This is a genomic window from Thermincola sp. GK-1, assembly GCF_059412445.1.
In genome coordinates, this window is sequence record NZ_JBSQAT010000006.1 from 44,618 (window position 1) to 69,178 (window position 24,561).

27 protein-coding genes are annotated in these 24,561 nt (G+C 45.1%); 4 read left to right on the forward strand and 23 right to left on the reverse strand.

What is annotated here, in order from left to right; genetic code table 11:
- Nucleotides 1–18: 18 nt before the first annotated feature.
- From ACSNJE_RS07335 to ACSNJE_RS07350, 4 genes are all read right to left on the reverse strand, one after another.
- Nucleotides 19–1,920, reverse strand: a complete 1,902-nt coding sequence (locus ACSNJE_RS07335; RefSeq protein ID WP_495252342.1) for a flagellar assembly protein A — start codon at nucleotides 1,918–1,920, stop codon at nucleotides 19–21.
- A 329-nt stretch (nucleotides 1,921–2,249) separates the two neighbouring features.
- The gene (locus ACSNJE_RS07340; protein ID WP_495252343.1) at nucleotides 2,250–3,821 is read right to left on the reverse strand and encodes a response regulator; all 1,572 of its coding nucleotides are present in this window, start codon (nucleotides 3,819–3,821) and stop codon (nucleotides 2,250–2,252) included.
- Between the two features lie 371 nt (nucleotides 3,822–4,192).
- Nucleotides 4,193–4,423, reverse strand: coding sequence for a hypothetical protein (locus tag ACSNJE_RS07345; protein WP_200901017.1), 231 nt, complete (start codon nucleotides 4,421–4,423; stop codon nucleotides 4,193–4,195).
- Between the two features lies 1 nt (nucleotide 4,424).
- The gene (locus ACSNJE_RS07350; protein WP_052217526.1) at nucleotides 4,425–4,685 is read right to left on the reverse strand and encodes a hypothetical protein; all 261 of its coding nucleotides are present in this window, start codon (nucleotides 4,683–4,685) and stop codon (nucleotides 4,425–4,427) included.
- Nucleotides 4,686–4,772: 87 nt separating this feature from the next.
- On the opposite strand from ACSNJE_RS07350, the gene ACSNJE_RS07355 reads away from it, so the two are divergent.
- Both ACSNJE_RS07355 and ACSNJE_RS07360 read left to right on the forward strand, forming a co-directional pair.
- Nucleotides 4,773–5,228, forward strand: coding sequence for an Hsp20/alpha crystallin family protein (locus ACSNJE_RS07355; RefSeq protein ID WP_242843561.1), 456 nt, complete (start codon nucleotides 4,773–4,775; stop codon nucleotides 5,226–5,228).
- Between the two features lie 19 nt (nucleotides 5,229–5,247).
- Nucleotides 5,248–5,661, forward strand: coding sequence for a hypothetical protein (locus ACSNJE_RS07360; protein ID WP_474773731.1), 414 nt, complete (start codon nucleotides 5,248–5,250; stop codon nucleotides 5,659–5,661).
- A 48-nt stretch (nucleotides 5,662–5,709) separates the two neighbouring features.
- Here ACSNJE_RS07360 and ACSNJE_RS07365 read toward each other — a convergent pair whose 3' ends face one another.
- Nucleotides 5,710–6,249 carry a LysM peptidoglycan-binding domain-containing protein gene (locus tag ACSNJE_RS07365; protein WP_495252344.1) on the reverse strand — a complete coding sequence of 180 codons (540 nt, stop codon included), beginning with the start codon at nucleotides 6,247–6,249 and terminating at the stop codon, nucleotides 5,710–5,712.
- Nucleotides 6,250–6,722: 473 nt separating this feature from the next.
- Between ACSNJE_RS07365 and ACSNJE_RS07370 the strand changes: the two genes are divergently transcribed.
- Nucleotides 6,723–6,896 carry a hypothetical protein gene (locus ACSNJE_RS07370; protein WP_495252345.1) on the forward strand — a complete coding sequence of 58 codons (174 nt, stop codon included), beginning with the start codon at nucleotides 6,723–6,725 and terminating at the stop codon, nucleotides 6,894–6,896.
- Between the two features lie 395 nt (nucleotides 6,897–7,291).
- On the opposite strand, the gene ACSNJE_RS07375 is transcribed toward ACSNJE_RS07370, so the two are convergent.
- A complete protein-coding gene (locus tag ACSNJE_RS07375) occupies nucleotides 7,292–7,711 on the reverse strand; it encodes an FmdE family protein (RefSeq protein WP_495252346.1) in 420 nt (139 codons plus the stop codon).
- 258 nt (nucleotides 7,712–7,969) lie between these two features.
- Between ACSNJE_RS07375 and ACSNJE_RS07380 the strand changes: the two genes are divergently transcribed.
- Nucleotides 7,970–9,403 carry a methyl-accepting chemotaxis protein gene (locus tag ACSNJE_RS07380; RefSeq protein WP_495252347.1) on the forward strand — a complete coding sequence of 478 codons (1,434 nt, stop codon included), beginning with the start codon at nucleotides 7,970–7,972 and terminating at the stop codon, nucleotides 9,401–9,403.
- Nucleotides 9,404–9,437: 34 nt separating this feature from the next.
- On the opposite strand, the gene ACSNJE_RS07385 is transcribed toward ACSNJE_RS07380, so the two are convergent.
- The 17 genes from ACSNJE_RS07385 to ACSNJE_RS07465 all read right to left on the reverse strand — a co-directional run bounded on the left by ACSNJE_RS07385 (nucleotide 9,438) and on the right by ACSNJE_RS07465 (nucleotide 24,526).
- Nucleotides 9,438–10,874 carry an NAD(P)/FAD-dependent oxidoreductase gene (locus tag ACSNJE_RS07385; RefSeq protein ID WP_495252348.1) on the reverse strand — a complete coding sequence of 479 codons (1,437 nt, stop codon included), beginning with the start codon at nucleotides 10,872–10,874 and terminating at the stop codon, nucleotides 9,438–9,440.
- A gap of 183 nt (nucleotides 10,875–11,057) precedes the next feature.
- Nucleotides 11,058–11,447, reverse strand: coding sequence for a NifB/NifX family molybdenum-iron cluster-binding protein (locus ACSNJE_RS07390; RefSeq protein ID WP_495252349.1), 390 nt, complete (start codon nucleotides 11,445–11,447; stop codon nucleotides 11,058–11,060).
- 31 nt (nucleotides 11,448–11,478) lie between these two features.
- Nucleotides 11,479–12,324, reverse strand: coding sequence for an Mrp/NBP35 family ATP-binding protein (locus ACSNJE_RS07395; RefSeq protein WP_495252350.1), 846 nt, complete (start codon nucleotides 12,322–12,324; stop codon nucleotides 11,479–11,481).
- Between the two features lie 252 nt (nucleotides 12,325–12,576).
- Entirely contained in the window at nucleotides 12,577–13,356 is a 780-nt protein-coding gene (locus ACSNJE_RS07400; RefSeq protein WP_495252351.1) for a histidinol-phosphatase HisJ family protein, read from the reverse strand.
- Between the two features lie 495 nt (nucleotides 13,357–13,851).
- Entirely contained in the window at nucleotides 13,852–14,238 is a 387-nt protein-coding gene (locus ACSNJE_RS07405; RefSeq protein WP_013119531.1) for a pyridoxamine 5'-phosphate oxidase family protein, read from the reverse strand.
- 177 nt (nucleotides 14,239–14,415) lie between these two features.
- Nucleotides 14,416–15,111, reverse strand: a complete 696-nt coding sequence (locus tag ACSNJE_RS07410) for a Crp/Fnr family transcriptional regulator (RefSeq protein WP_083436931.1) — start codon at nucleotides 15,109–15,111, stop codon at nucleotides 14,416–14,418.
- Nucleotides 15,112–15,275: 164 nt separating this feature from the next.
- Nucleotides 15,276–15,965, reverse strand: a complete 690-nt coding sequence (locus tag ACSNJE_RS07415) for an LrgB family protein (RefSeq protein WP_495252352.1) — start codon at nucleotides 15,963–15,965, stop codon at nucleotides 15,276–15,278.
- Nucleotides 15,962–16,426, reverse strand: a complete 465-nt coding sequence (locus ACSNJE_RS07420) for a CidA/LrgA family protein (protein ID WP_495252353.1) — start codon at nucleotides 16,424–16,426, stop codon at nucleotides 15,962–15,964. Before ACSNJE_RS07420 ends, ACSNJE_RS07415 begins: the two co-directional genes overlap by 4 nt.
- On the reverse strand, nucleotides 16,401–17,501 hold the full coding sequence (locus ACSNJE_RS07425) for a glycerol dehydrogenase (protein WP_013119527.1): 1,101 nt from the start codon (nucleotides 17,499–17,501) through the stop codon (nucleotides 16,401–16,403). Before ACSNJE_RS07425 ends, ACSNJE_RS07420 begins: the two co-directional genes overlap by 26 nt.
- A gap of 41 nt (nucleotides 17,502–17,542) precedes the next feature.
- Nucleotides 17,543–18,091, reverse strand: coding sequence for a BMC domain-containing protein (locus ACSNJE_RS07430; protein WP_474773726.1), 549 nt, complete (start codon nucleotides 18,089–18,091; stop codon nucleotides 17,543–17,545).
- 13 nt (nucleotides 18,092–18,104) lie between these two features.
- The gene (locus tag ACSNJE_RS07435) at nucleotides 18,105–19,427 is read right to left on the reverse strand and encodes a 4Fe-4S dicluster domain-containing protein (RefSeq protein WP_474773725.1); all 1,323 of its coding nucleotides are present in this window, start codon (nucleotides 19,425–19,427) and stop codon (nucleotides 18,105–18,107) included.
- An 18-nt stretch (nucleotides 19,428–19,445) separates the two neighbouring features.
- Entirely contained in the window at nucleotides 19,446–20,894 is a 1,449-nt protein-coding gene (locus ACSNJE_RS07440) for an aldehyde dehydrogenase family protein (RefSeq protein ID WP_495252354.1), read from the reverse strand.
- Between the two features lie 22 nt (nucleotides 20,895–20,916).
- Nucleotides 20,917–21,912, reverse strand: a complete 996-nt coding sequence (locus ACSNJE_RS07445; RefSeq protein ID WP_495252355.1) for a cob(I)yrinic acid a,c-diamide adenosyltransferase — start codon at nucleotides 21,910–21,912, stop codon at nucleotides 20,917–20,919.
- Nucleotides 21,909–22,229, reverse strand: coding sequence for a EutN/CcmL family microcompartment protein (locus ACSNJE_RS07450; protein WP_013119522.1), 321 nt, complete (start codon nucleotides 22,227–22,229; stop codon nucleotides 21,909–21,911). Before ACSNJE_RS07450 ends, ACSNJE_RS07445 begins: the two co-directional genes overlap by 4 nt.
- A gap of 20 nt (nucleotides 22,230–22,249) precedes the next feature.
- Complete coding sequence (locus ACSNJE_RS07455; RefSeq protein WP_242843593.1) at nucleotides 22,250–22,990, reverse strand: flavoprotein; 741 nt, start codon at nucleotides 22,988–22,990, stop codon at nucleotides 22,250–22,252.
- A 20-nt stretch (nucleotides 22,991–23,010) separates the two neighbouring features.
- Nucleotides 23,011–23,793, reverse strand: a complete 783-nt coding sequence (gene eutJ / locus ACSNJE_RS07460; RefSeq protein ID WP_242843592.1) for an ethanolamine utilization protein EutJ — start codon at nucleotides 23,791–23,793, stop codon at nucleotides 23,011–23,013.
- A gap of 31 nt (nucleotides 23,794–23,824) precedes the next feature.
- Nucleotides 23,825–24,526, reverse strand: coding sequence for a phosphate propanoyltransferase (locus ACSNJE_RS07465; RefSeq protein ID WP_495252356.1), 702 nt, complete (start codon nucleotides 24,524–24,526; stop codon nucleotides 23,825–23,827).
- Nucleotides 24,527–24,561: the final 35 nt, after the last annotated feature.

The following is a 24,561-nucleotide window of genomic DNA, read 5'->3' on the forward strand; positions in this document are numbered from 1 at the left end:
GACACCTCTCATTATTTATCATTTGCTACTAACAAATAAACCCTTGTCATCATCCCAACAGCAATACACATTCTGCATTTCGGAATCCGCTTTATAAGAATGATGACCTATTTTCAAAATAACGTTGGGATATACTTTTTGGGCTTTAATTACACCGCTCTCTTTGGTTGAAATTTTCGTTAACACCGCCGAACCAGCCCCCAATTGGGAAACCGAAATATCCCCTTCAGCAGTGATCTCGCCACCGCGGCAAATACCTGCTATGGTTATATCTTTGCCGGCATATAGATTGGTGCGGTAACATCCCTGCCCTGCTATGTAAATCGAACCGGTAGCCTCTACGGTGGCATTTTGAACATACTTAACCGTAACATCCGCTTCCGTTATTTCGGCTGATTCCTCGGCAATTCGGGTGATTTCAGCCAGCATTTTTTCTATGTCGGTTAATTCATCAAGGGACTTTATGTTCAAAGGTCCCAGACCTGTTAATTTTTCAGTCATTACGTTTATGCAGTTAATTATTTCAGAACTGGGTTTATATCTAACGGATTTTAAATGACTGCTCAAATTTGCCACTATGGCCGGCAGTTCCTTATACTTCATATCAATAAGCAATTTTATAAGGTTTCCGTCACCTTTAATATTTAAATCCCCAACAGAAAAATTGGGATTGCTTTTTAACTGTTTAATATTTTTCTTAATATTGGCTAACATTTTCAGTAACAGGTTAACTCCGGGAAGAATACGATTTAAAAAAGCCCCCTCTCCGCCGGCTGTTACCAATCCCCCTATAAGGCTTTGCCCTATAAATATACTGCCCCCGGCAAAAATTTGCCCTGAATAAACATTGCCCAAGACAGTTACCCTACCGGTAGCCTGGACAATTAATCCCTCCAAAACGTTTCCGTGAATAACCACATCGCCTTTAAACCGGATATGCCCCGTGGAAATATTGACATCACCTGGAACGGTAAGCTCTGGTAACACTTTGATCAGCCTTTGTTTCCCGGCTAAAACAGGACGTCCAGCTATCACGGCCACCGCTTTCTGCCCGTTATTCACAAGGCAAGCCCCTTCGCCCACATTAATTTGAACATCTTTAGGTTCACCTACGGGTATCTCTTTCCCAGTTACCGTTACCCCTTTTTTTCCGGGAACCGGGGGGCGCTTTACAGCCAGTACAGTTCCCATTTCAACAGATTGGAACTGTCCTTTGTCCAAATAATCTATTCGTCCGGCGTCCCGCATTTCTTTTGAAATCCTCTGGTCGTTGCTGAACAGGTATTCTACATAAGCATCCTGAGGAAGAACAGGCGGCCGGCCACGGGCTATAACTATTTTTTCCCCCGTGGGCGCTTTAAGCTCCCGCTCCAGGGCGGCAAAGTCAATTCCACTTTTAATCCCCAGTGACTCCAACTCCTCCAAAACCTGTGCAAGGTCTACCGGTGGCGGTAAAATTTCTTCAACAACTTCTTTTTTTAAAACTAGATGTTGAGATGCTTCCTGATCTGCCAACCGGTATTTCCTGTATGGCTGCCGCTGCACAGTCAGGTATGCTTCCAGTCCATCGTCGGAAATAGTAATCTCTAAATTACTTTGTGGTTTCTCCTCATCAAAGACTATTTGTAAATGTATATCTTCAGTCAACAGCACCTTGTCGCCAACTTCCATGCCGTTAACCAAAAACATAACTCCATCGCCGGGAGAAACACTGGCGTATTTACCGGTACCTTTAGGGTAGCTGATGATGATTTTACCGTTTTTCACACAAACGCTTCCGTCCTGATTCTCCGTTGAAGAAATCCCCCTGTTATCATTTATTTCAATATAATCAGTACCGGTTGATATCTGTTCGGCCCGTTCGGAATTATTGAGCGGACTTTCCAAAACCTCTTTAATCAGGTCTTCTATTTTTCTCATGGTATTTTCTCCCCTTTGACCGCAAACTCTAATTTGTGAAAAGTATTCAAGCTATTTTCAAAACAATAAATACACATGAGGTAACTATTCACATCCATAGTTATATTGGGACTGTTTTTGCTAATTTTTACTATGTCGAATATTTTTATAACCGACATATAATTTACCTTTGGATTTTTGGGATTTATATTTGTATTATCTGGACATTTTAGTTACTAACGGGTAATTGAGTTTAATTTCAAATCTGATCTGTAAGTTTTGGACATAAATAAAGCACGGTTTTTCACACCGTGCAACCAATATTGAATGTTATTGAACTTTATCCGGTTTTATCCAGATTTTTCCCGGAATTCACTGGGTTTAACGCCAACAACTTTCCTGAATACCCGGCTAAAATAAGCAACATCGGAAAAACCCACCTTTTTCGCTACCAGTCTAACAGGCAGCCTTTCTTTCTTCAATAACATCTTGGCCTTTTCGATGCGCCGGTGCGTTAAGTACTCAATAACCGTCATCCCGATTTCTTTTTTGAAAGCGCGGGAAAAATATTGAGGATTATAATGAGTTAATTCACTTATGTCCTTCAGGGTGATAGATTTATTCAGGTTATTTTCAATATATTCTTTAATCTCCTTAATGAGACGCTGAACCGAAGCTTTTTCGTTATTTGCAATCAATGCTATAATTCTATCCACACAATGTTCCAACCATTCTACCCATAACCTTTTTCCTAAATCAGTCATATCAACCAATTCATTCGTTAAGGCAGAATTGATTTGCGAAAGTTCCTCTGAATTTACATTGGCTTTGCGGGCAGCTCTCAACAGCACCGCCAGAATTTCGAGACAAAAGACTTTTTCCCAAATAAGATTCGACTCCAAACGGGGCTGGAAGTCATTAAATATATCATGAATACATATGATTGCGTCATCATGTTTCTTTCTTAAAATCATGTCTATTAATTTTTTTTCTCTGTCCAAAAGATAATTAGATAAATCTTTATAAAACTTCTCACATTCTTCAATGGTTAACAAAACCCCATTCATCCGCAGAAACTCGGCCAGATTCAAAGCATCACAGGCCTCCAGATATGATTTTCTTAACTTGGACAGATCCTTATATATTTTTCCAATGCCGATATTTAACTCAATACCTGTTTTCAGGGCAACCTGTTCCATCAATCTGTAACCGTATTTTTTTAGAACGGTGGTTGTCAATTTAGACTGTCCATATTTTTGTCCGAAAAAAACAACGATTTGGTTGGGATTCAACGGGACTGGACATAAATACAGATTTCCTTTTAACATCCCAATAATATTATGAACAATTAATTTGTCCAAATTAATGGCATGACTTGACAATACCATTAACACTCCACACTTCAAACTGACAAAAAACTCATGGAATTGGTTTCTTAACTCGTTACTGCCCGAAAAACAACCGGACAGTAAAACTTTTCGGATAAATAACTGGGTGCTTGCCAATTCTATTTTTTCCCGTTCAAACTCAAGTTCCTCTTGTTCGTTAATGCCCAAAATTTCCGTTAACTTGCAGCAAACTTCCTCAAACTCCCCGGGCTGCACCGGCTTGAGCAGGTAATCAAAGGCCCCTATTCTTAAAGCTTGTCTGACATATTCAAATTCTTTATGAGCTGAGATAAAAATCACCTGGCACTGCGGCAGAAATTCTTTAATTTTTTCTGCTGTGTTCAAACCATCAAATTTCGGTATATTTATTTCCATGATAACCACATCTGGTTTGACCTTTCTTGCTTTTAACAAAGCCTCAACGCCATCTGTAGCTTCGGCCGCATAACTCAGGGGAATATTTCTTTCTTTTATAATGGTTTGAATTGTTTGACGTACCAGCTTATCACCATCGACAACCATGAGTTTATACATTGCTTTTCCACCTCCTTCTACTCGGGATAACCCTTGTTAAATTGTTTCGCCTAAATTATAAAATAATCCTAGGCCATGTTTTTGGGTTCTCTGGACAAACATCCTGACTTTGGTTCGACCGCCGAAAGGGGAGGGGGAAATTAACTACCACGCAGAATTTAACAGATGTCCGAACAGGGTCAAATGTTTTCCGAAGCGGAACCGCTGACAGTTCCATAATCAGTAAAGCACGAGGGGGCACCGGTAATAGTTCATCCTTAAGCATGGAAACCATTTGACCCGGTTCTTGGAGAAAAATGGAGAGTTTGGCGATAAACTGTGGCTGGAAACTTGGCCGTTTTTTCTTTTATCACCATAACAATTTATTATTGTTATACAGCGCTGAGTTTCGCCGAAGCAGAATCCTGAACTACTGGGTTGTTTACAGCTTGGACAGGGAACCAGTTAGGGGACAAGTCGCCGTTTTGTTCACCGAACCCCTGGTTCCGTTTATTGGATTGAAAAACATCAATCTGGAATACGGGACCTAGGCTAATAATGCTATTCCGCTCCGCAACATTAATCTTAAACCCCAATAAGTTTACCACCATGGGTGCAAACAATTTACCAATCCTCCTTCAGGAAATTTTGCCTTCCCGGGGGCAAAGAGGTTTTGGTCGCCGGCGAATCCACCCCGTCATTATCATCTACAAAACAACGGGTACCCAGGAAACAGCTTTCATCGCCGTAATTCTGGCCAAATCCCTGATTTCGCTTATCCGAATTAACCCAATCAGCCTGTAGGCTTTGACCGATATTGAAGGCAGAAGCATTTTCTATGGAATTAATTTTCACTAAAAAAATATTAATTACTATAGACGGCATTTACTTCCCCCCCTGGCTATATTACCAACATATGCCGAAAACTGCAAAATCATGTCGCGTACCGGCAGGAGGTGAACAGGCTTGGATATGGAGAAATTAATGCGTTGGCGGGAATTGACGCAAAAATATCAGGGAAAAGATTTTTGGTCCGAAATATTTAGCAACCCTCATACCCAGCAAATGCTGTCATCTTTTACAGAAATGTTTGGTAACCACGCCAGACCCGGTACCTTTCCCCCCGTAGACATATATATGAATGAAAAAGAAATTTTAGTTGTTGTATCTTTACCGGGGCAGGCCAAGGAGGAAATACAATTAAGTTTGGCCGGGGACCGGCTTAGCATAACCGGTAACATACAACCCATTTATAAGAATTATACCCAGGTAATAACCGAGAGGTTTTACGGTCCTTTTCAACGTACTGTTCAGTTGCCGGAAGTCGTTGATAAAAACGGCATTGAGGCCCGTTTTGATAAAGGGCTTTTGGAAATAAAATTTCCACGTATCTGCAGAGAACAGGAAGAATTCATTCATATAAAATAAAACGAATGCAGGGATAACTATGGTATACAACATAACAAAAAGAATTAAAAACATTGTTGGCATATTCTGCGTAACCTGCCATAAAGAGCAGATAAAAAATAAAATCCGGAGCCTGGAAGAACAGCTCATCACGCTCAGGGAACAGTGTCGCAACAGACAATCTGAAAACGAACCTCCCATAATAATTGAACAGCTTTATGTAGATAAAATCATGGTGGACAAAGTAGAACTGGTAAACAATATTGGAACTTTGGGCATCAAGGAGTTAAGCGGCATCCTCAACATCGGCGCCAACTATGGTGGAAAAGCCCCCTCCAATTTAGACAAAGAAAAAGAGAAGGTCCCCGAAAAACCCGGTCGCAAACCCCAAAGACCCTGTCCAAAAAAAGACGGCGGCCCCAAGTATTCGATTAATTTTCAACCGAAAACCTGAAAACGCCTATTAATAAAGAGTTTAATAATATCCACGGGAAGTTTTTTTTTACCTCCGGCGTCTCGGTACACATATCTGTTGGCCGACCCGCAAGGCATCCGGATCTACTCCTGGGTTGGCCGCTAAAAGCGCATCCAGGCTTATGCCAAATCGGACAGCTATAGAATAAAAAGTGTCACCCCTCCTGATTTTATAAGGTCTGGTTCCGTCCGGGCACTCTGTAGGCGGTACTGCTACAGGTATGCAGATAACCTGACCCACCAGCAACCTGTCCGGGTCCACTCCTGGATTGGCTGCCAGTAAATCATCCAATGAGATATTATAGCGGCGGGCAATTGAATAGAAGGTATCCCCCGGCTTAATTGTATAGTAGTTTCCACCCGGGCAGGGCGGCACTTGGGGCCTTACAGGCACACATATCGTCTGGCCTATTTGCAAAAAATTGGGATTTACGCCCGGGTTGGCGGCAATCAGAGCCGGTACGGAGGTATTATACCGCAGGGCAATGCTGTAATAGGTATCTCCTGCTTTAATTATATAGGGCATAGTTCCCCGGGGACACCGGTGTACGAACGGGTAGTAATACATGGAAAATCACCCCTTAAACATTAGCTCAATCTAGTATATTCAAGCTAAGATAAAAGTGACATTTCGTCCCCGGTTTTTATCAGGTTGGACAGGCTTAACATTATCGCATATATTACAGTGCAATGATTAACAAACTGATAGGTATCTACATAATATAATATAAAAATTTCAACTTTCACCGTTCTATTAACACTTAACACTGTAGTGGGAAACAATAAGTTGCGACTTAGCGGTGGGCTTCGGAGCAACGGTTGTTTCACCTGTGGAGAATGCAAATATGGGGGGTAAATATCATGTTCGATGAATATAATGCTCAACAGTTCTGGGGTTTCCGGCCCTGGGCCAGACCCTGGGTTGGGCCTTGGTGGGGCTTTAGGCCCTGGGTTGGGCCTTGGTGGGGTTTCAGACCCTGGTTCGGACCCTGGTCGGGCTTTAGGCCCTGGTGGTAATATCCAAGCCAGTCTATGGGAGGGGTGGGTGAGCTCTCCGCTACCACGGAGCTTTATGCTGGAGAATGGCGGCAGGGTAGGAGGGTGTCTCCGCTACCCGGGAGCTTAGTGCTGCAAACCCTTGCCGTTCAGGCAGCGTTCCCGAACCCGATGGCTTATATTGCAGTTTCGGCGGAAAAACCGCTGCACATAAAGTAAACGTTGCCTAAAAGTTACGGGCGGAGACAGTGTAAACTCCGTTCGGTTGAAATTGCCGAACCCGGCCAAATCGTCATCCGTGACTCAATGGCCGGGTTTCCGACGTCCGTGTCGGAAACGGCAATTTCAAGCCCTCACTGTCGTAAACACTGTCTATCCGCCCTCCACTAAGTCGCAACTTATTGTTTTACCTCCATAGCGGTTATCTACGACTACGATACAAGGGTTGTCACACCGGTACAATGCCTACCCTCAACAGCGGAGGGGTGGGTGGGGTGCTGAGGCTACCGTTAAGGAGCTACTGCACCCCACCCACCCCTCCATAAAAAACCGGCGGATTAAACTGGAGCCTCGCTCGGGAAAATATTTAAGTTCCCCAAAGTGCTTAATCACCCCTATTCGCCAGCGCTCCCGTTTTCTTCCGGTATAAAGGGCTGTACTGTAAACAATACGTCGGCAGGCACATTAAGCAACCATAACATGGCCTGCTCCCTGTCCCCCGACACCTGTTTCATTACATTGGCATTAAGGGTAAGGGTAACCCCTTCTTCCTCATCCTTGTTGTAAAAAGACCAGGAGAAACCATTTCCGTTCCGGCAGATAAAACTACCTGCTTCCGAATCGCATTTTAACAGGAAACGCACTGCGTCGTTACCGCAGCTTTCCCTGTCGGCAATAACCAGCATATTTTCGGACAGACCGATAATGTCCACAGCATACTTGCAGGCTTTATAACCAATCAGGACTCCGGGGCAAAGATGGGTGTGGTGCTCGGCCAGCTCCTGTAAATCAGGGGGTAATAGTTTCCAGTCCATATTTCCCTCCTCATTTTTTAAGTAAAAGGATGTACTTTTTACTTCGGCAGTTCCCGTTCCTTTCCTTCCAGGAATTCTTAAAATAGTTCATTTACACTTTTACTATATTTAAAAAAGGAAAATGGAAAACTTTGTCGAATAATGGACATAGATTCTGTTATTAATTTTCGGAGGTGAAAACATATTAAAGTCAAAATTGCTTATAAGATTTGCGGCGCCTTTACTATTGTATTTTGGTCCATGGTGCTCACGGCTGTTTTGGCCTATACTAAGTTTGCAGGAATAGGCGATCAATTAATAGCCGCAAAGGTCGGAAACAGTGATGTAATAAACCGCATAGTGCAAGAAAACCTGCAAGCCCTTGCCTGGCAGTTGGGAATTATAATTGTTGTGGTACTTATTATATCGGTGGGCTTCACTGTTTACCTTATTCGCAATGTAAACAGGCCGGTCAAACTGTTGAAAGATTTAACCAACCGGATTTCTAACGGCGATTTAACCGAAAAGATTAGTAATATTGAAGTCATTAAAACCAACGACGAGCTCGAAGACCTGGGCAATTCTTTGCAACTGATGTATAAACACCTGAAGAAGTTCCTTTACAACATCTTCATGGCCATAGACAATGCGGTGAAAACCAGCGATACTTTAAATAGCAACTCACAGAACAACTTATCCGCTATTGAACAGGTAACGGCGGCCATTCAACAGATCTCTGTCGGCAGCCAGTCACAAGCTGAAGACATCCACAGAACTTCCGCCATTATCAGCAAACTGAACAAGGCATCGCAAGTTGTTAAAGAAAGCGCTTACCAACAAAATCAAAGTGTAAAAAGAACAGTGGAAACCATCAATAAAATGGCAGAAGCCATTGATAAAGTGGTCTATAATACCAAACTGATTGTGGATGATACCAAAAACAGCTATGCCGCCGCAACTGAAGGAAAAGACCTGGTGGACGAAACTATCGAAGATATAAAAGGCATTAAAACCATGGTAGATAACATAGCTCAAAAAATGAATTCCCTGATCGAACGATCCAACCAGATAGGCGAAATTGTACAAGTCATTGATAATATTGCTGAACAAACCAATCTACTGGCGCTGAACGCAGCTATTGAAGCCGCAAGGGCCGGTGAGCACGGTAAAGGCTTTGCTGTTGTCGCCGACGAAGTAAGAAAACTTGCCGAAAACAGCCGGAAATCAACGGAAGAAATCAGGACCCTGATTGCCGGTATCCAACTCGAAACCGAAGAAGTAAACAAGGAAATGACCAAAGCCACGGCCGACGTTGAAGAAGGCGCTCAAGTAGCTTACCGGGCCGGAACAGCGTTGCGGAATATCATCAAAGCTGTGAACAAGGCAGCGGCCCAGGTAGAAGAAATTAATGCCGCCATGGATAACATGAAGGACCAAAGTAAAGAGATAACCGAGGCCATCAACATTATCGCCGGAATTACAGAGGAAAACAACAAGATTACCGATGAATTGTCTGCCGAAAGCGACACTGCCAATAATTCTATTCTAAACATTTCCAGCATAGCAGAAGAAAATGCAGCCTCAACCCAGCAAATAAGCGCCTCCATAGAGCAGTTTACTATTAATACCAACCAGATTATTTCCGACATTAACAAACTGGACGAATTAATTAAAAACCTGCGTAAAGAATCGGAATTTTTCAGATTACGGTAAATTTAAACCCCTGTCAGTAAGACAGGGGTTAAGTTTACTTTTGCATCTTGTCAATAATATCTCTTGCTATAACTACACCACAAGCGCCGGCCTGAGCCAGGCCGCGGGTAATACCGGCCCCGTCGCCGCCTGCGTATAAACCTTCTATTTCCGTTTCGAAATGATTGGTCAGGTTCGGGCGGGAAGAATAAAACTTAGCTTCCACACCATAAAGCAGGGTATGCTCTGAGGCAATCCCAGGCGTCACTTTATCCAGAGCCTGAATCATTTCTATGATACTTTTCATTGTATTGTATGGCAACACCAGGGCCAGGTTGCCGGGTACGGCCTCTTTTAGGGTTGGTTCCACAAAACCTTCCTTAATTCTTTTCTCTGTTGATCTACGGCCGTTCAGTATATCACCGAATTTCTGAATCAAAACACTGCCATTGGATAAATCATTAGCCAGTCTGGAAATAGACTTGGCATACTCTATGGGCTTATCAAAAGGATAAGAGAATTTGTGGGAAACCAGTAAGGCAAAGTTTGTATTGTTACTGCCTAAATTCTTATCTTTGTAAGCATGGCCGTTAGCCAGCATCACACCGGAATGGTTTTCAATGACCACGTGACCGGACGGGTTGTTACAGAAACTCCGGACTGTTGTGCCAACGGAAGTCCTGTAAATAAACTTACCTTCATATAAATGTTCATTGATTTCTTCCATAATGATGTCCAGGGTTTCCACACGAACCCCTATATCCACCTGGTTATTGACCATTTCCAGGCCGTGCCGTTTCAGAATTTCGGAAAACCATTCCGAGCCGTCCCGCCCGGGCGCAATGACCACTTTGTCGGCATAGAATTTTTCTGCAGATTTTGTAATAACACCCTTAACCATGTATTTTTCGCCGGTTTTTTCAGTAATTAAATCGGCCACCTCTGTCGCAAATGTCATATCAATGTATCCGTTGAGAAACTCAAAAATACTTTTTAAAATTTCCAGGTTTTGTTCCGTTCCCAAATGCCTTACCTGGGCCCGCAGCAATTTCAGCCCGGCGGCAAGCCCGCGCTTTTCAATGTCTTTTACCGCCGGATTATTGGGGTCTGTGGCCACTGAATTGGCGCCGTGTTTGATATTAATTGCATCAACATATTTAATTAAATTTAATACTTCAGAAGGTGGCAGATAATCAGTCATCCAACCCCCAAATTCGGTGGTAATGTTAAATTTTCCGTCCGAATAAGCGCCGGCGCCGCCAAAACCGTTTGTTATCGAACAGGCGGGTAAGCAGCCGCCGGATTTTTTCTTCTCTGTCGGAGGCGGGCACTTGGTCAGTTTCTTTTGCAGAATCGGACAGGTCCGTTTATAAATGTCCTGGCCCTTATCAATTAATAATACCTTCATATGAGGGGCTTTTAAAGCCAACTCATAACAGGTAAAAATACCGGCCGGACCTGCGCCTACTACAATAACGTCATATTTTTTCACAGTACCACCCCTGTTTTTCGACAATTCCCAAACAGATTAATTATGTATCATTTGACGAAATATTTCAATATTAATTATTGGAATGGTTTCCAGTACCTGTTAAACGAATAAAACCGCAGGCTGTTACCTGCGGCCTTGCTGATAAATGACCTGTAATTTTTTCATATGAAAGACTTGTAACTTTTAGTGAGCACAATTGCCAGGGTGATGTTCATGATGATGGTGGTGTTCTCCATGGTGATTGCAGACCGTTCTTCTCGATATAAATTGTCCCCGCGCAAAGGCTTCAGCTACTTCTTTAATTGGACCGGAGGCGCCAAAAAGGACTTTAAAGCCTTGGGATTCAAGGGCTTCCAGGGCGCCTGGCCCAATCCCTCCGACTATTACCACCTCTACCCCCTTATTTTTCAATAAACCGGCCAATCCTTCATGCCTGTGTTGAAGCCCTTCTGCTGAAATTTCCTCAATGTCCATAATTCGGTTCTCGCTGTTAATTTCCACAATGGCAAAACCGGTGCTTCGGCCAAAATGCTGGTTGACCTCGCCGTCGTTATTCGGAATGGCAACCTTCATTAAAAAATCCCTCCAATTAATTTTTTATATATTATTGAACTTCATCTCTATATTTTTTGCTGATTAACCGTGCCACATTAGCAACGGTTTCATTCACGTCTGTTTTTTCCTCAAAGTAGTTTTCAATTTCACCTCGGTCAGAATACGCAGCAAACTCTGGATCCAAAGGTAACTGACCTAATAAGGGTACACCCATCTTCCCCGTTGCTTCCTCAGTATTATCGTGGCCAAATAATTCAATCCGTTTGTCACAGTCCGGACAGTGAACATAAGTATAATTTTCCACCAATCCAATGACAGGAATGTGCATCCGGTCAGCCATGTGAATAGCTTTTTTGACAATCATGGTCACCAAGCTTTGCGGCGTTGTAACAACTATAATTCCGTTTAGGGGCAGTGTCTGCATAACAGTCAAAGGAACGTCACCGGTCCCAGGTGGAAGGTCCACCAACATGTAATCAAGTTCGCCCCACTCAACATCTGTCCAAAACTGTTTCACCACCCCTGAAATAACGGGTCCTCGCCAGATTACAGGTTCATCTTCGTTGGGAAGAAGAAGGTTCAGGGAAATAACTTCGATTCCTGATCTAGTCTTAGCCGGCTGAATGCCCTTTTCTCCATTTTTCAGCCTACCGTGTAAACCAAAAAGCCTGGGTATACTGGGGCCGGTAACGTCAGCATCCATGATACCCACCTTAAAACCCTCGTTCTTTAAAGCTACCGCCAGCATAGCCGTAACAGAACTTTTACCGACACCGCCTTTCCCACTCATAACGGCAATGACGTTACGGATATTATGTTTGTTTTCAGGCATGCCGGGACAACTTTCTCCACTGCATCCTTCCTTTTGACTACAGGTACTGCAAGCACTGGACATTATAGCGTTCCTCCCTCAGGTTATTACGGGCATATGCCCATTTATTATTATAATCCTATTTCTATTTCTTGTCAAATATTCAAAACCAATATTACCCATTAAATTTTAATAATCATTCCCTGTCAGTGTGCCCGTTATACCTTTTCTGTCCTCCCAGATTGAAGACAAATTGCATAACGCGACAAGGGGAGGTTAAATGATTGTTGCAACATTTAACCTCCCCGAATCTTTTGAAATAACCTTTGTCAACATTTACAAAGAATCAATGGGAATAAAACGGCGCCCTCTAAATATCCCGGGAATCCCCTGAAAATCTTTTATCAGCTTATGTGCATAATCAAAGTCTGCCGCAATATCTCCGCATGAATGGGCGTCGGAACCGGTGGTAACTTTTGTTCCGCCGGCTTCAATATATTGTTTAAGTATTTCCGAATCAGGTGTGCATTCCGTAAAACCCCTTCTTAAAGGCGAAGTGTTTATTTCCAGGGCAATTCCCTTATTTACCATTTCCTGCAGGATTTCAAGGGTCATTTCTTTTTCTGAATAGGATCCTTTAAAGTATCTTTTAGGCAGGTCGAAATGGGCCAGTACATCAAACCCACCTAATTTTACGGCTTTAAGTACTTCTCTGTAGTATTCACGAAATATCTGCTGCTTGGAATAGTTTCCTGATATAACTTTATCTCCGACATAAGTTTCACCCAGATAGTGTATGCCAACCATTACAATATCAAAATCTTTTTTTAAAACATCTTCAAATTCCCTGGGATATAAATGGGGTTCGGCAAACTCTATCCCTTTGAGAACCTGGATTTTGTCCCCGAACTCTTCCCGCATGCGTTCTATAGTCTCAGAATACTTCGCGTAATTGAAATATTTATACCCATTATCACTCGGGTTGTTATCAATGTGATCAGTAAAACAAATATAGCTTAGTCCTTTACTGATAGCCGCCCGGCACATATCTGCCATATGGTCTTTTCCATCTGCCGAGAAATTGGTATGGGTATGTAAATCTGCAAGAACATTCAACTGGCTCGCCTCCAACTGTTACAACAACGATAATCCTAACTTATTATGTTATAACATGTTTTGAAGCGTTTAGCAATGAACAAGCTTGCGAAGCAATCCCATTTTTTTGCGAACTAGCAGTATTTTTCTTGCTATTTGGTTCACCCGGTTGTGTCGGTTCGCTAAATTTGTCCGTTTGCTTTTTTGTCTACTTATTCAACAGGCGGAACTGCAAAAACACGTTCCGCCCGAACATCTGGTATCGGTTATCAATCGGCGTTGGCGCCCTGGTTTCTTCCCTGATGGACCGCCACATCAACCAGAACGAACTATTGGAGGCCCTGAAAAAAACACCCTTCGGTCAAACCCCTGATCGCGGGAACTGATCCTAAAGAATATATGGCCCATCTAATTCCGGAAGGCGGCTACAAAGGTATGCCAAAAATAGTGGATCATGGCCTGGGTGGTAGTCGGAGATGCCGCGATGCCGGTCAATGTAAGCCGTCATTTACCCCATTAACTGGCTGCAGGCGCCGGGTAAATCTCAGTTACTTTTATTTTTACCACATATGTAGGTTTTGGAAGATTTAAATTTAACCCTTCCACCGCAGAACAAACCTTATCGTAGAGTTCACCCTGATCCAGGAGTTCAGCTTCCCCTTTAAACTGGTACCCGACCATTTTCTTGTGGTCTGCCACGACGATACATATCTTATTATTTTCCTGTAAGTTTTTTCTGGTTTTGGCTGAAAAAATGTCAGCAAAAACTAAATTTTCGTCGTCCAGAACCTGAATCGTTCCTTTGAATGATGCATTAGGCATCCCGTTGCTGTCAGCCGTGGCAGCAACACATAATTTAACGTCCTCAATAAATTCTTTCATTTCAGCCGTTAACTTACCCACATTAAGCACCTCCAAGACTTTTCTCTGTTTAACTAATTAACTCTGCCTGATATTAAACCCAATACTACTTTTATCACCTCCTCCTTTACATATTAACCCTTTAACACTATCATCGCTGTAAATTCCTTAACATTTAAAAAAAAACCTCCAAAAGGAGGTTAACACTAATTAAGCCAACTATTGTTTTTCAGAAAAAACGGCATTTTTAAGACAAAAATCTGTTTTTATTGTATAATATTTACCATGTTTGCTGACAATTCCCGCGTCCCTTAACCCTGATAAAACCTGGGACACCTTGACGCGGGAAGCTCCAATTAAGTTGCCCATTTCCTGCTGCGTTATATTTAACTCAATTATTGTCATATCGGATGCCACTTTCCCATATTCGTTGGCCAGCCGAATTAACAACCGTAGCAGCTTTTCTTTAACAGATACCCCTGAAGTCTCACTAACTTGCTGCATAATTGTATTCAATTTGCGAGCCAAGTGACTTATTATCTTTACGGCAAAACCAGGATTGCGTTGAATGACCATTTCCAAATCCTGTCTACTAAAACCGCACAATCGTGCATTTTCTAAAGCAACTGCGCTAAAATGCAACTCGTGATCCTGAAATAAAGCTGTTTCTCCCAGCACTTCCCCAGGACCGACGATAGAAATAATTATTTCCCTTCCATCCTCTGTATTTTGAATAAGTTTAAATTTCCCAGATTTTATTAAATAGACAGTACGGTGGTCTTCTCCTTGCCTGAACAAGAACTGCCCTTTAGCAACTGACCTGTTTATCACCCCCGGGCAAATACTGTAAAAATCGGTGTCACTTAGCCCTTGAAATAGCGGTAATTCCCTTAAACAAAGGAGATGACGAGGCATATACTCACCAACCGTTCCTGCAATTTATTAATCTGTACCTCAAACTGCAAGAAAAACATGTTAAGTAAAGTATAACAAAAGGAGTAAAGGCTATCAACCCGGGGCAAAACGGTTTAACCGGACATAAGCGTTAATTAACCGATAATGGGGCCAACAGATAATTTTTAAAGTATCTTTAGTAAAAAAGGAACTAAAATTACTGTAATAAACCCCGCCAAACCTATGGCCAGGCCGCTCATAGCCCCCTGGACCGGCCCAAGTTCAATGGCCTTTGTGGTTCCAATTGCATGAGCAGAAGTACCCATAGCTATCCCCACGGCAACTTCATCCCTGATACCAAATAACTTACAAATCAACGGCCCTATAACAGCGCCTATCATACCGGTAACTATTATCGCCCCCGCCGTGACGGAAGGAATGCCGCCGATTTGCTTGGCGACTTCAATACCAATAGGGGTAGTTATCGATTTGGGCAGCAAGGAAACAGCTAAATCTCCTGTAATGCCGAATAACTTAGTCAAAAAAAATACGCTTGTTATACTGACGACGCTGCCGACAGTTATGCCCACAATTATGGGAATAAGGTGATCCTTCAGGAGGGATAATTGCTGATACAGCGGAACGGCTAAAATAACGGTAGTGGGACCTAGAAAATATGAGATAAAACGACCTCCCTTATTATAAGTTGCAAAAGAAATATGGAATATCGAAAGGAAAACCGTAATGATAATTACACTAACCAGCAATGGATTGCAAAGAGCAATCCTGAATCTCCGGTATATAATCAGGGCGCATTGAAAGGCCAATACTGAAATGCCAATACCAAATAACGGTGAATTTAACAGTGCAGTCATTTATTTAGTTTCCTCCCTAATAACTGGACAGTAAGACCTGTGGAGACCATAGTAACGACGGTAGAAAACAAACATATAATTACAATTGCCAGCCATTTGCCATGCAGCAAATTCATTAAAGTTATCAGGCCGACAGTGACCGGAATGAAAAAAAAGCTTAAGTTATCCAACATTAACTTACTTACTCGGTCTACCATTTCCACTTTAATGACTCCCGCACCAAGGCAGGCCAGGAGAATGGCCATTCCCAGCACATTCCCCGGTATGGGAAGAGAAAGCAACTTGCTAACTGTATCTCCGATATAAGAAATAATTAAAATAATGGCAATCTGGCTCAATAGTTTCAATTTAAACCAACCCTTTGTTTTTTTAGAAAGAAGCTTCCGGGCAAACCCGGAAGCTTCAGTAATGTATGCAACAATATTTTCAGTAAGATTATTCAGCCAGAAAAGCTTCGCCAATGGCATCGGCCGCTAAAATGGCGTTGTATACCAAATCAGGAGTTACGGGGAACGGCATGTTATAGATTGTTTCCCCCTCTGCACAGGACATTTCAGCAACTTTCCTGATTTTCTCGGGAGTAACTTCCGTTACACCAATTTGTCTTAATGTTACAGGCAGTCCCACAGAAACGCAGAACTCCAGAACCTCATGCAATTCCTCATTGCTGCGGTTTTCCATAATCATTTGCACCAGAGTTCCAAAAGCAACCTTCTCACCATGGAAATAATGATGAGTTTCTTCCAGCGCGGTAAGGCCGTTGTGTACGGCGTGGGCTGCGGCCAGGCCGCCGCTTTCAAAACCAAGGCCGCTTAACAGGGTATTGGCCTCGACCACTTTTTCAACATCTTCAGTAGCCACACCCTTTTCTACTGCCAACTTGGCCCTGTAACCATAATCAATTAACAACTGGTAGCATAACCTGGCCAGGGCAAGGGCCGACTGGGTAGCAGCACCACCGGGCATATTTTTGGCCGCAGCCTTGGCACAGGCGTCAGCTTCAAACCAGGTAGCCAGGGCATCACCCATTCCGGCAACCAGGAGGCGTACAGGCGCCTTAGCCACTATGCCGGTATCAACCAGTACCAAATTGGGGTTAGCGGGTAAAATCAGGTAACTCTCAAATATCCCCTCGGGAGTATAAATTACCGACAGAGCGCTGCAAGGAGCGTCAGTGGAGGCAATGGTCGGGACGATCACCACAGGGAGGTTCATGTAGTAAGCCACTGCCTTGGCAGTGTCGAGGGTTTTTCCTCCGCCGATGCCAATTATTACATCTGCTTTTACCTCTTCACCAATGGCCTTTAGGCGGTTGATTTCCTGCATTGAGCACTCGCCGCCGAACTCTTCGAACTTAAAATTGATCCCATTGTCCTGCAGGCTTTTCTGGACATCTTCCCTGGTGAGGGGCAGGGCAATCTTGTCCCCTATAACCAGAGCAAATTTACCAAGGCTTTTCACTTGTTCACCGATCTGCCTGATAGCACCCTCACCCTGTACATAACGACCTGGAGAAATCATGATTTTCTGAGCCATTTGAATTACCTCCTTAACTTTTTGAATTTGATAAAATGAATTTAATTTAATGCGGCGAGCAGATCTTTATGCGGCGCCGCAATAAATTCCGCTCCGGCATAAAACCCGTCTTCCCGCAGCTTTTGCACCGCTGCATTGATACTTGACTTGACAGCGCTTACTTCTCCGCTCAGGAGAAAAAAACTCTTGCCTCCCAGCCCCCGGGCCAGCCTCACTTCCAGCAAATCCACACTGGCTGCTTTGGCGGCAACGTCAGCGGCGGTAATGGCTGAAGCGACCGAATAAGTCTCCACAATGCCAAGGGACCGAATCTTCTCAATAGCGTTGGTTCCCGATAAGGCGGGGAAAACTGACCTGTGTACATTGGGCAAAATCAGGGTATCTATCACCTGGTCAGCGGCACGGGCCATCCCTGCTTTTATAGAGCTCTGTACAGCTCCCACATCTCCTGCCACCAGGGCTATAAACTTACCCGGACAGACAGGCATGGCCTGCAGTAATTTAACGTCAGCCGCCTTTACCATCTCATCGGCGGCAGTAATACCCCGGGCAATGCTCTTCATTTCCAGTAAACCTATTGCCGCTTTCATTGTTCCACCTCCTTTAGTTCTCTATGACAATTTCTTTTTCTGTGACCATGGCTACCCGGCCATTTATACTTGCATGAAGGGGAACACTCAAAGCGCCTTCCGGGGCTTCAGCTATCAGGTCTCCGCATTTGACCGAATCACCGGGCCTTACTACCGGTTTGGCGGGAGCGCCAATATGCTGTGACAGCGGAAGGGTCACCCTATTTGTACTGAAGTTTTTCGGGCTAAGAGGAGCCGGCAGGTTATAGGATTCCAAATTTAACCTTATTATCAGCCTTTTTACAGGAATTTTCTTCATTTCCCGGTCAGCATTAGCCTGCAGTGTGGCGTTACTGTAAGGATTCTTAAGTCCTGCCGCCTGCAACTGCTTCTTCAGTTCCGCGTTTATTCGGTTAGGCGCCAGGCCCATATCACAACCGTAAATCTCACAGGCCCCGCACTGGCAGCAAAGGAATGCCATGGCCAAATCACCGGCCAGACCACCGATACCCTGTCCCACGGCCCGCATGACCCGGTGGGGTTTCATCCTGTGGCCTAAGAGGTACCTGGGGCAAATTTCCGTGCATTTGTTGCACTGGCAGCAAACGGACCTGGCCCGGTTTAGAGTATGGGCCATGGTTATTTCTTTTCTGGCAAGTAGTGAGTGGTTTTCCGGCAGTACAATCAAACCTTTGGTGATTTTTGTCACCGGTTTGTCTGGGTTCTCCAGGACGGTGCCCATCATAGGACCGCCCTCAATTACCTTGTACTTTTCCGGCACAGGATTAGCTGTTTCAACTAATTCCCGTACACTGATACCAACAGGCACCTTCACCGTCAGGGGCTTCTCCACGGCGCCTGTAACAGTAACATATTTCTCCGTTACAGGTTTGCCGGCCAAAGCATGTCCGACATTTAACAAGGTTTCCACATTGGTAACAACTGCTCCCACGTGCACTGGAATGCCACCCTCAGGTACTATCCTCCCCGTAGCTTCATAGAGCAAAACCTGCTCGTCTCCTGCCGGGTAAAAATCCCCTAACAGCTTTAATTCAATTTTGCCGGAACCTTTAATGGCTTTTTCGAGGGCCTCCACCGCTGCCGTGTACTTGGCTTTGAGAGCAAATATACCTTTGGAAGCTCCTGTTATCTCCAAAACCTTTAACAGGCTGTCCGTCAGGAAACGGGCCTCTTTTTCCATTAACTGCTGGTCAACCCGCAGTAAAGGCTCACACTCAGCGCCGTTGACGACAACTACATCTACTTTCGCATCCAGTTTTTTATAAGCCGGGAACCCGGCGCCACCTGCTCCCACTACTCCGGCTTTCTGAATCGCCGCAATGGCTTCTTTAGACATCTCACTTCACCTGCCCATCTAAACAATGGAGAAACCGTCAACTAATACACAGCGGCGCTGCCTGGTAAAGCTGCTGGCGGCGGTAAGTCCTTCGCCTGTAGGGCCTGCAATGGTGAAGGTGGTATACCCTTCACCGCCTATACCGATACCGGCATAGGATGGCCCGTTTTTCACAAAAATTGTGGTTTGTACTGCCCTGGCGAAAGCGCTCAGGTTATCAATATTTTGCGAATGCATTACCGCTGTATGGCGGTTGCCGTGCTCAACCCGGACACCGACTTCTATGGCCTTTTGCACGTTAGGCACCCGCACAATCGGGAGAATAGGCATCATCAGTTCTTCCAGGACAAAGGGGTGGTCTTCATCCACTTCACAAATAATTAATTTGGTGTCTTCGGGAATATCAACTCCAATTTTCTTCATGATGTAAGCGGCGTCTTTCCCGACATATTCCTTGTTAATACCTCCATAAAGCCTTTCCGGCTTTACAGTGCATCCTTCTGCCTTTAGGTTCTCGTTCTTAGTCAGTACCAAATCCATCAAGGCTTTAATTTCCCTGTCATTAGCCAGGTATGCACCGTTCTGTTTCATGTAGGAGATCAACTGGTTGGCCACATAGTCCACCACAATTACTTCTTTTTCAGCTATACAAGGCAAATTATTATCAAACGAAGCGCCGGCTACAATGCTTTTGGCTGCCCTCTCCAGGTCGGCTGTCTCGTCTACCAGCGCCGGCGGGTTGCCTGCTCCTGCCCCAATGGCCTTTTTACCTGATGATAAGACCGCCTTCACCAGCCCCGGACCGCCGGTAGCCACAAGAAGTTTGATATCCGGATGTTTCATCAAAGCATTTGTGTTTTCAAGGGACGGACTGGCAACTGCTGTCAGAACATTAGCCGGCCCACCCGCCTTTTCAATAGCTTCGTTAAGAATCTCTACTGTTAAAAGCGAAGCCTTTTTGGCCCCCGGATGAACACTGAAAACAACAGAATTACCGGCAGCTACCATGCTGATACTGTTGTTTATAACTGTTGCACAAGGGTTAGTGGAAGGAGTAATGGCCCCAATAACACCGTAGGGAGCCCTTTCGATGAGGGTCAATCCCCTGTCACCGGTGACGGCGCTTGGCTGTAGGTTTTCTGTACCGGGTGTTTTCTCTGCAGCAACACGGTTTTTAATAATCTTATCCGTTACTCTCCCCATCCCCGTTTCTTCAACTGCCAGCCGGGCCAGTTCTTCGGCATGGGCTATAGCGGCTTCCCGCATTGCCTTTAAAAGCATTTCCCGTTTTTCAATCCGCATAGCGACCAGTTCTTTTTGGGCCGCTTTAGCTGCTTTTACAGCCTCGTCAACGGACTCAAAAATTCCCTTGGCTTTGCCGGCAAAGCTGTCCCCGGAACCTCCGGAAACCATCTTTTTCATAACTTCCTCAACAATCTTTTCTATTTGATACGCTTCAATGGCCATGTATTATTTCACCTCTCAGTCGTTAATTTAAAGCCTTGATGCCTGCCTCGGCCACCTGCTTGTCCTGTTCGACGCTCCCGCCGCTCACACCGATGGCCCCAACCAGAGAACCATCCAGATAAATGGGGTATCCACCGCCAAAGGTGACTATGCGGCCCCTATTAGTAACTTCAATGCCGTACAGTTCCTGGCCCGGTTGAGAAATCTCCGCCAGTTGATGGGTAGGCATCTTAAGGGCAAGCGCTGTATAAGCCTTGTTAATTGCTATGTCCACACTGGCCAACAAAGCTTCATCCATGCGTTGAAAGCTTTTTAGGTTCCCGCCGTCGTCTACTACAGCAATGACCATTGGTATACCTATTTTTTCAGCCTCTTCCTGCGCCTTCGCTATCACTTTTTGGGCCTGTTCCAAAGTCAGTTTCATTTCCTCCCCCCCTTTGCCGGTGTTTGGTAAAAGGCTGTACCTTTCCAGCTCGCGAAGTACTAACCTGGTTACGAGTTCTTTTATTTCCCGCCGGCCAACAACCCTGGCCATTATAAATAACAGGTCTGAAAGTCGGTTTATATATGCTAACAAATTGGCATTTATCTGGTCCTTAACGGCAAGACCGGTTAAGAGCCTCTCCATCCGCCTTACCACGGTTCGGCTTATATCAAGGAAGGAAGCCGCCAGACTTTCTCCCGGCGTTACAAAACCTCTGACCCCGCCACATTCTTTGGTAAATTGGTCAATCAATGTTTCCAGACGCTCTACATGTTCATAATGGATTCTGGCAGGAAGCTGCATGGCAGAATCGGGAGTGGCCAGCTCAGCGCTTACCACAAACAGCTCCTGCTGTATTTGATGAATTATTTTTTTTATGTCCTCGTATTTAATAAGCGATTTAGCCGCGCCCAGAAAAGAATTGGCTTCATCCACCGTGCCATAAGTATCCACCCGCCGGTTGCACTTGCTAACCTTGTCCCCATTGTATAAGGTTGTTTCTCCTCCGTCTCCTTTTTTGGTATAAATTTTCATAATTGCTTTTCACCATCCAAAAGAGACAGTTTTTCCGGCTGCAGCAAATCACCGCAAGTCTCTACTTCATCAATTATGCCGACAATAGCGCAATCAATAGGGGCATTTTCTTCTGTCACAGCGCGCCTGGCAGTACTTCCGTCAACGCAAAGAACCATTTCCCCAATACCGGCACCAACAGAATCCACAGCCACCAGTGGGTACTCTACTTTTTGAGGATAGAGCGCTACCGGCACAACCAGAAGCAGTTTACATCCGGTGAGCCGAGGGTCTTTACTGGTGGAAACCACCGTTCCGACAACTTTTGCTAGATACATCACCGCACCTCTTTCTATCATCACTCATAGCAGATCTCGATGCCTGCCTCGGCTGCCGTTTCTTTAGCTAACGGGGTAACCACGGTATTTTTCGCAACAATTATTTTATAGTTTTCGGCGGCAGCAGCCTGTACTTTTGCCGAAGTCAGCACGCCTTCAACTCTAAACCTTCGTGAATTGTTGATGGGATCACAACCGAGGGCCTGCATGACACCTGGTAGAAGGTAATCTGCCTCCACCAGTTTGACACCAAACCGGGCCAGCGATTTCAGATTTTCCCGGAGCCTGGCTTTATGTTCAGGTTTACCGCCGGCGAGCCCTAATCTTTGCAGTTCGGGAGAATCGGGATCAGCCGAATTGGTGACGGCTATTACAGGTTTTCCCATCATCAAAGCCCATCCGGCCAGACAGGTAACCTCCGTATCCTGAATCCCGCCGGCCAGCTTGGCGGCTGTATTGACAGTCAGGGTTGGCAGCATCACCAGAGACGATTTTTTTACTGCGGCAAGTAATTCGTTTTTTTCAAGATTTTCGGTTACCCCGAAAATCCTGCTTAATTCCTGGGGGTCAAAAATCCGGCTGGCCGCTTCCGACAAGACCGGCCTTAAAACAATCCCGCGGTTTTTCATTTCCTCCAGTTTAAATTTAACCCTGGGCCATATGGCTCTGCCCCCCGTTAACAGGACCAGCACTTCCTGCTGAGCAGGGCAGTTTAATTGTTTCAATACTTCGGAGGTAATTAATTTTACTAACTCTCGCATTTCCACTGCCGCCACCTCCCTTATGCACAGTGCATGGCGATACCCAGCGGAGTTACCAGCAAGGGGTTGTAAGGCTTGACAGTCGGTAAGCCGGTGTACCGTGAAATTACTTTTTCAATGCCCTCCAAACAGGCCGTCCCGCCTACCAGAAAAATGGGCCCGGCATCTCTTCCGGCAATATGGGTATTGATTATATCAGCTACTTTTTCTATAACGGGAATTACCAGAGGAAATACCTGGTCGTACTTGTCAGGATCTCTCTTCAGCCGTTCAGCTTCTTCAAAACCTATATTGTAAGCGCCAGCCAGGACCAGGCTGAAATGAGTGCCGCCCGTCGGTTCATCAGCCACATAAATAACATGGCCGTCCCGCAGAATGGAAATTCCCGTCGTCCCTCCACCGATATCCACGACGGCGCCATCTTTTATGCCCAGGACAGTTGCAGCAGCCGTAGGTTCATCAACAACATTGGTCACCTCGAGGCCGACAGCCTGGACCACATTGACGATAGCCCTGGTATCTTCCGCCCTGGTTCCCGGCGGAATGGCCACAGCAGCTTCTTCCAGGCTCCTACTGAGTTTTTCTTCCACCTGCTGTACCAGCTTCCTGACAATGTTGATGGCGCCTATGAAGTCAACTACCAGTCCGTCTTTAACCACCCTGGCTTCCTGCAAGGCCCCTGCAACGGGTTGTTTATTTTCATCCAGCACGGTAACGACGATATTGGCGGTACCCAAATCAATTCCGGTATAAAGCTTGCCCTTACAGTCCGGTCTTTCCGGGCAGAAAATTTTTTGTTCCATCCGGGCAATCAATTCATTGGGCTTTTCAAAATCAATCATCATCATCAGTTCCTCTGCTTGGTCCGATAATCCTGACCCTGTCCTGGTTGTTTAACCCGGCCGCATTGCCTTCTTCCACGTCAATATGCATCTCCAATTCGAAGTCTTTGTGGACACGCACCAGAACGTTCTTAAAAATAACCCCCCTGAGGCCGGGCACTTCCACATCGACCCTGGACCCGTCCTGAACGCCAAAACGCTCTGCGTCGCCGGGACTCATGTGAATATGCCGCCTGGCTATAATTACACCGTTCTCCAGGGTAACAGCTCCCCGGGGCCCTATTATAATCAGCCCCGGCGTACCTTCCAGGTCGCCAGAATCCCGCACGGGCGGATTGATCCCAAGTTTGAAACCGTCGGCCCGGGAAATCTCAACCTGGGTTTTCTTGCGCACAGGCCCCAGCACCCTGACTTTTTCAATAATACCTTTGGGGCCGGCCAGAGTAACTGTCTCTCTTGCCGCATACTGCCCCGGCTGCAATTCCTTTAACACTGACAGTTCATACCCGGGTCCGAACAACAGATCGACATCCTGGCGGGCCAGGTGAACATGCCGGTTGGAGATTCCTATCGGCACCAGACCTTCCTCGTTGCTGCCCTCCTCCGGGCCGGCGGGGTTGTAGTTGAATCCCTGCAATTTTTTGGTCAGTTCTTCTAAAACCTGCTGTACCAGTTGGTTTTCATCTGTTATCATAGCACCACCTGCAAATTACCGGTCTGTGACAGGCG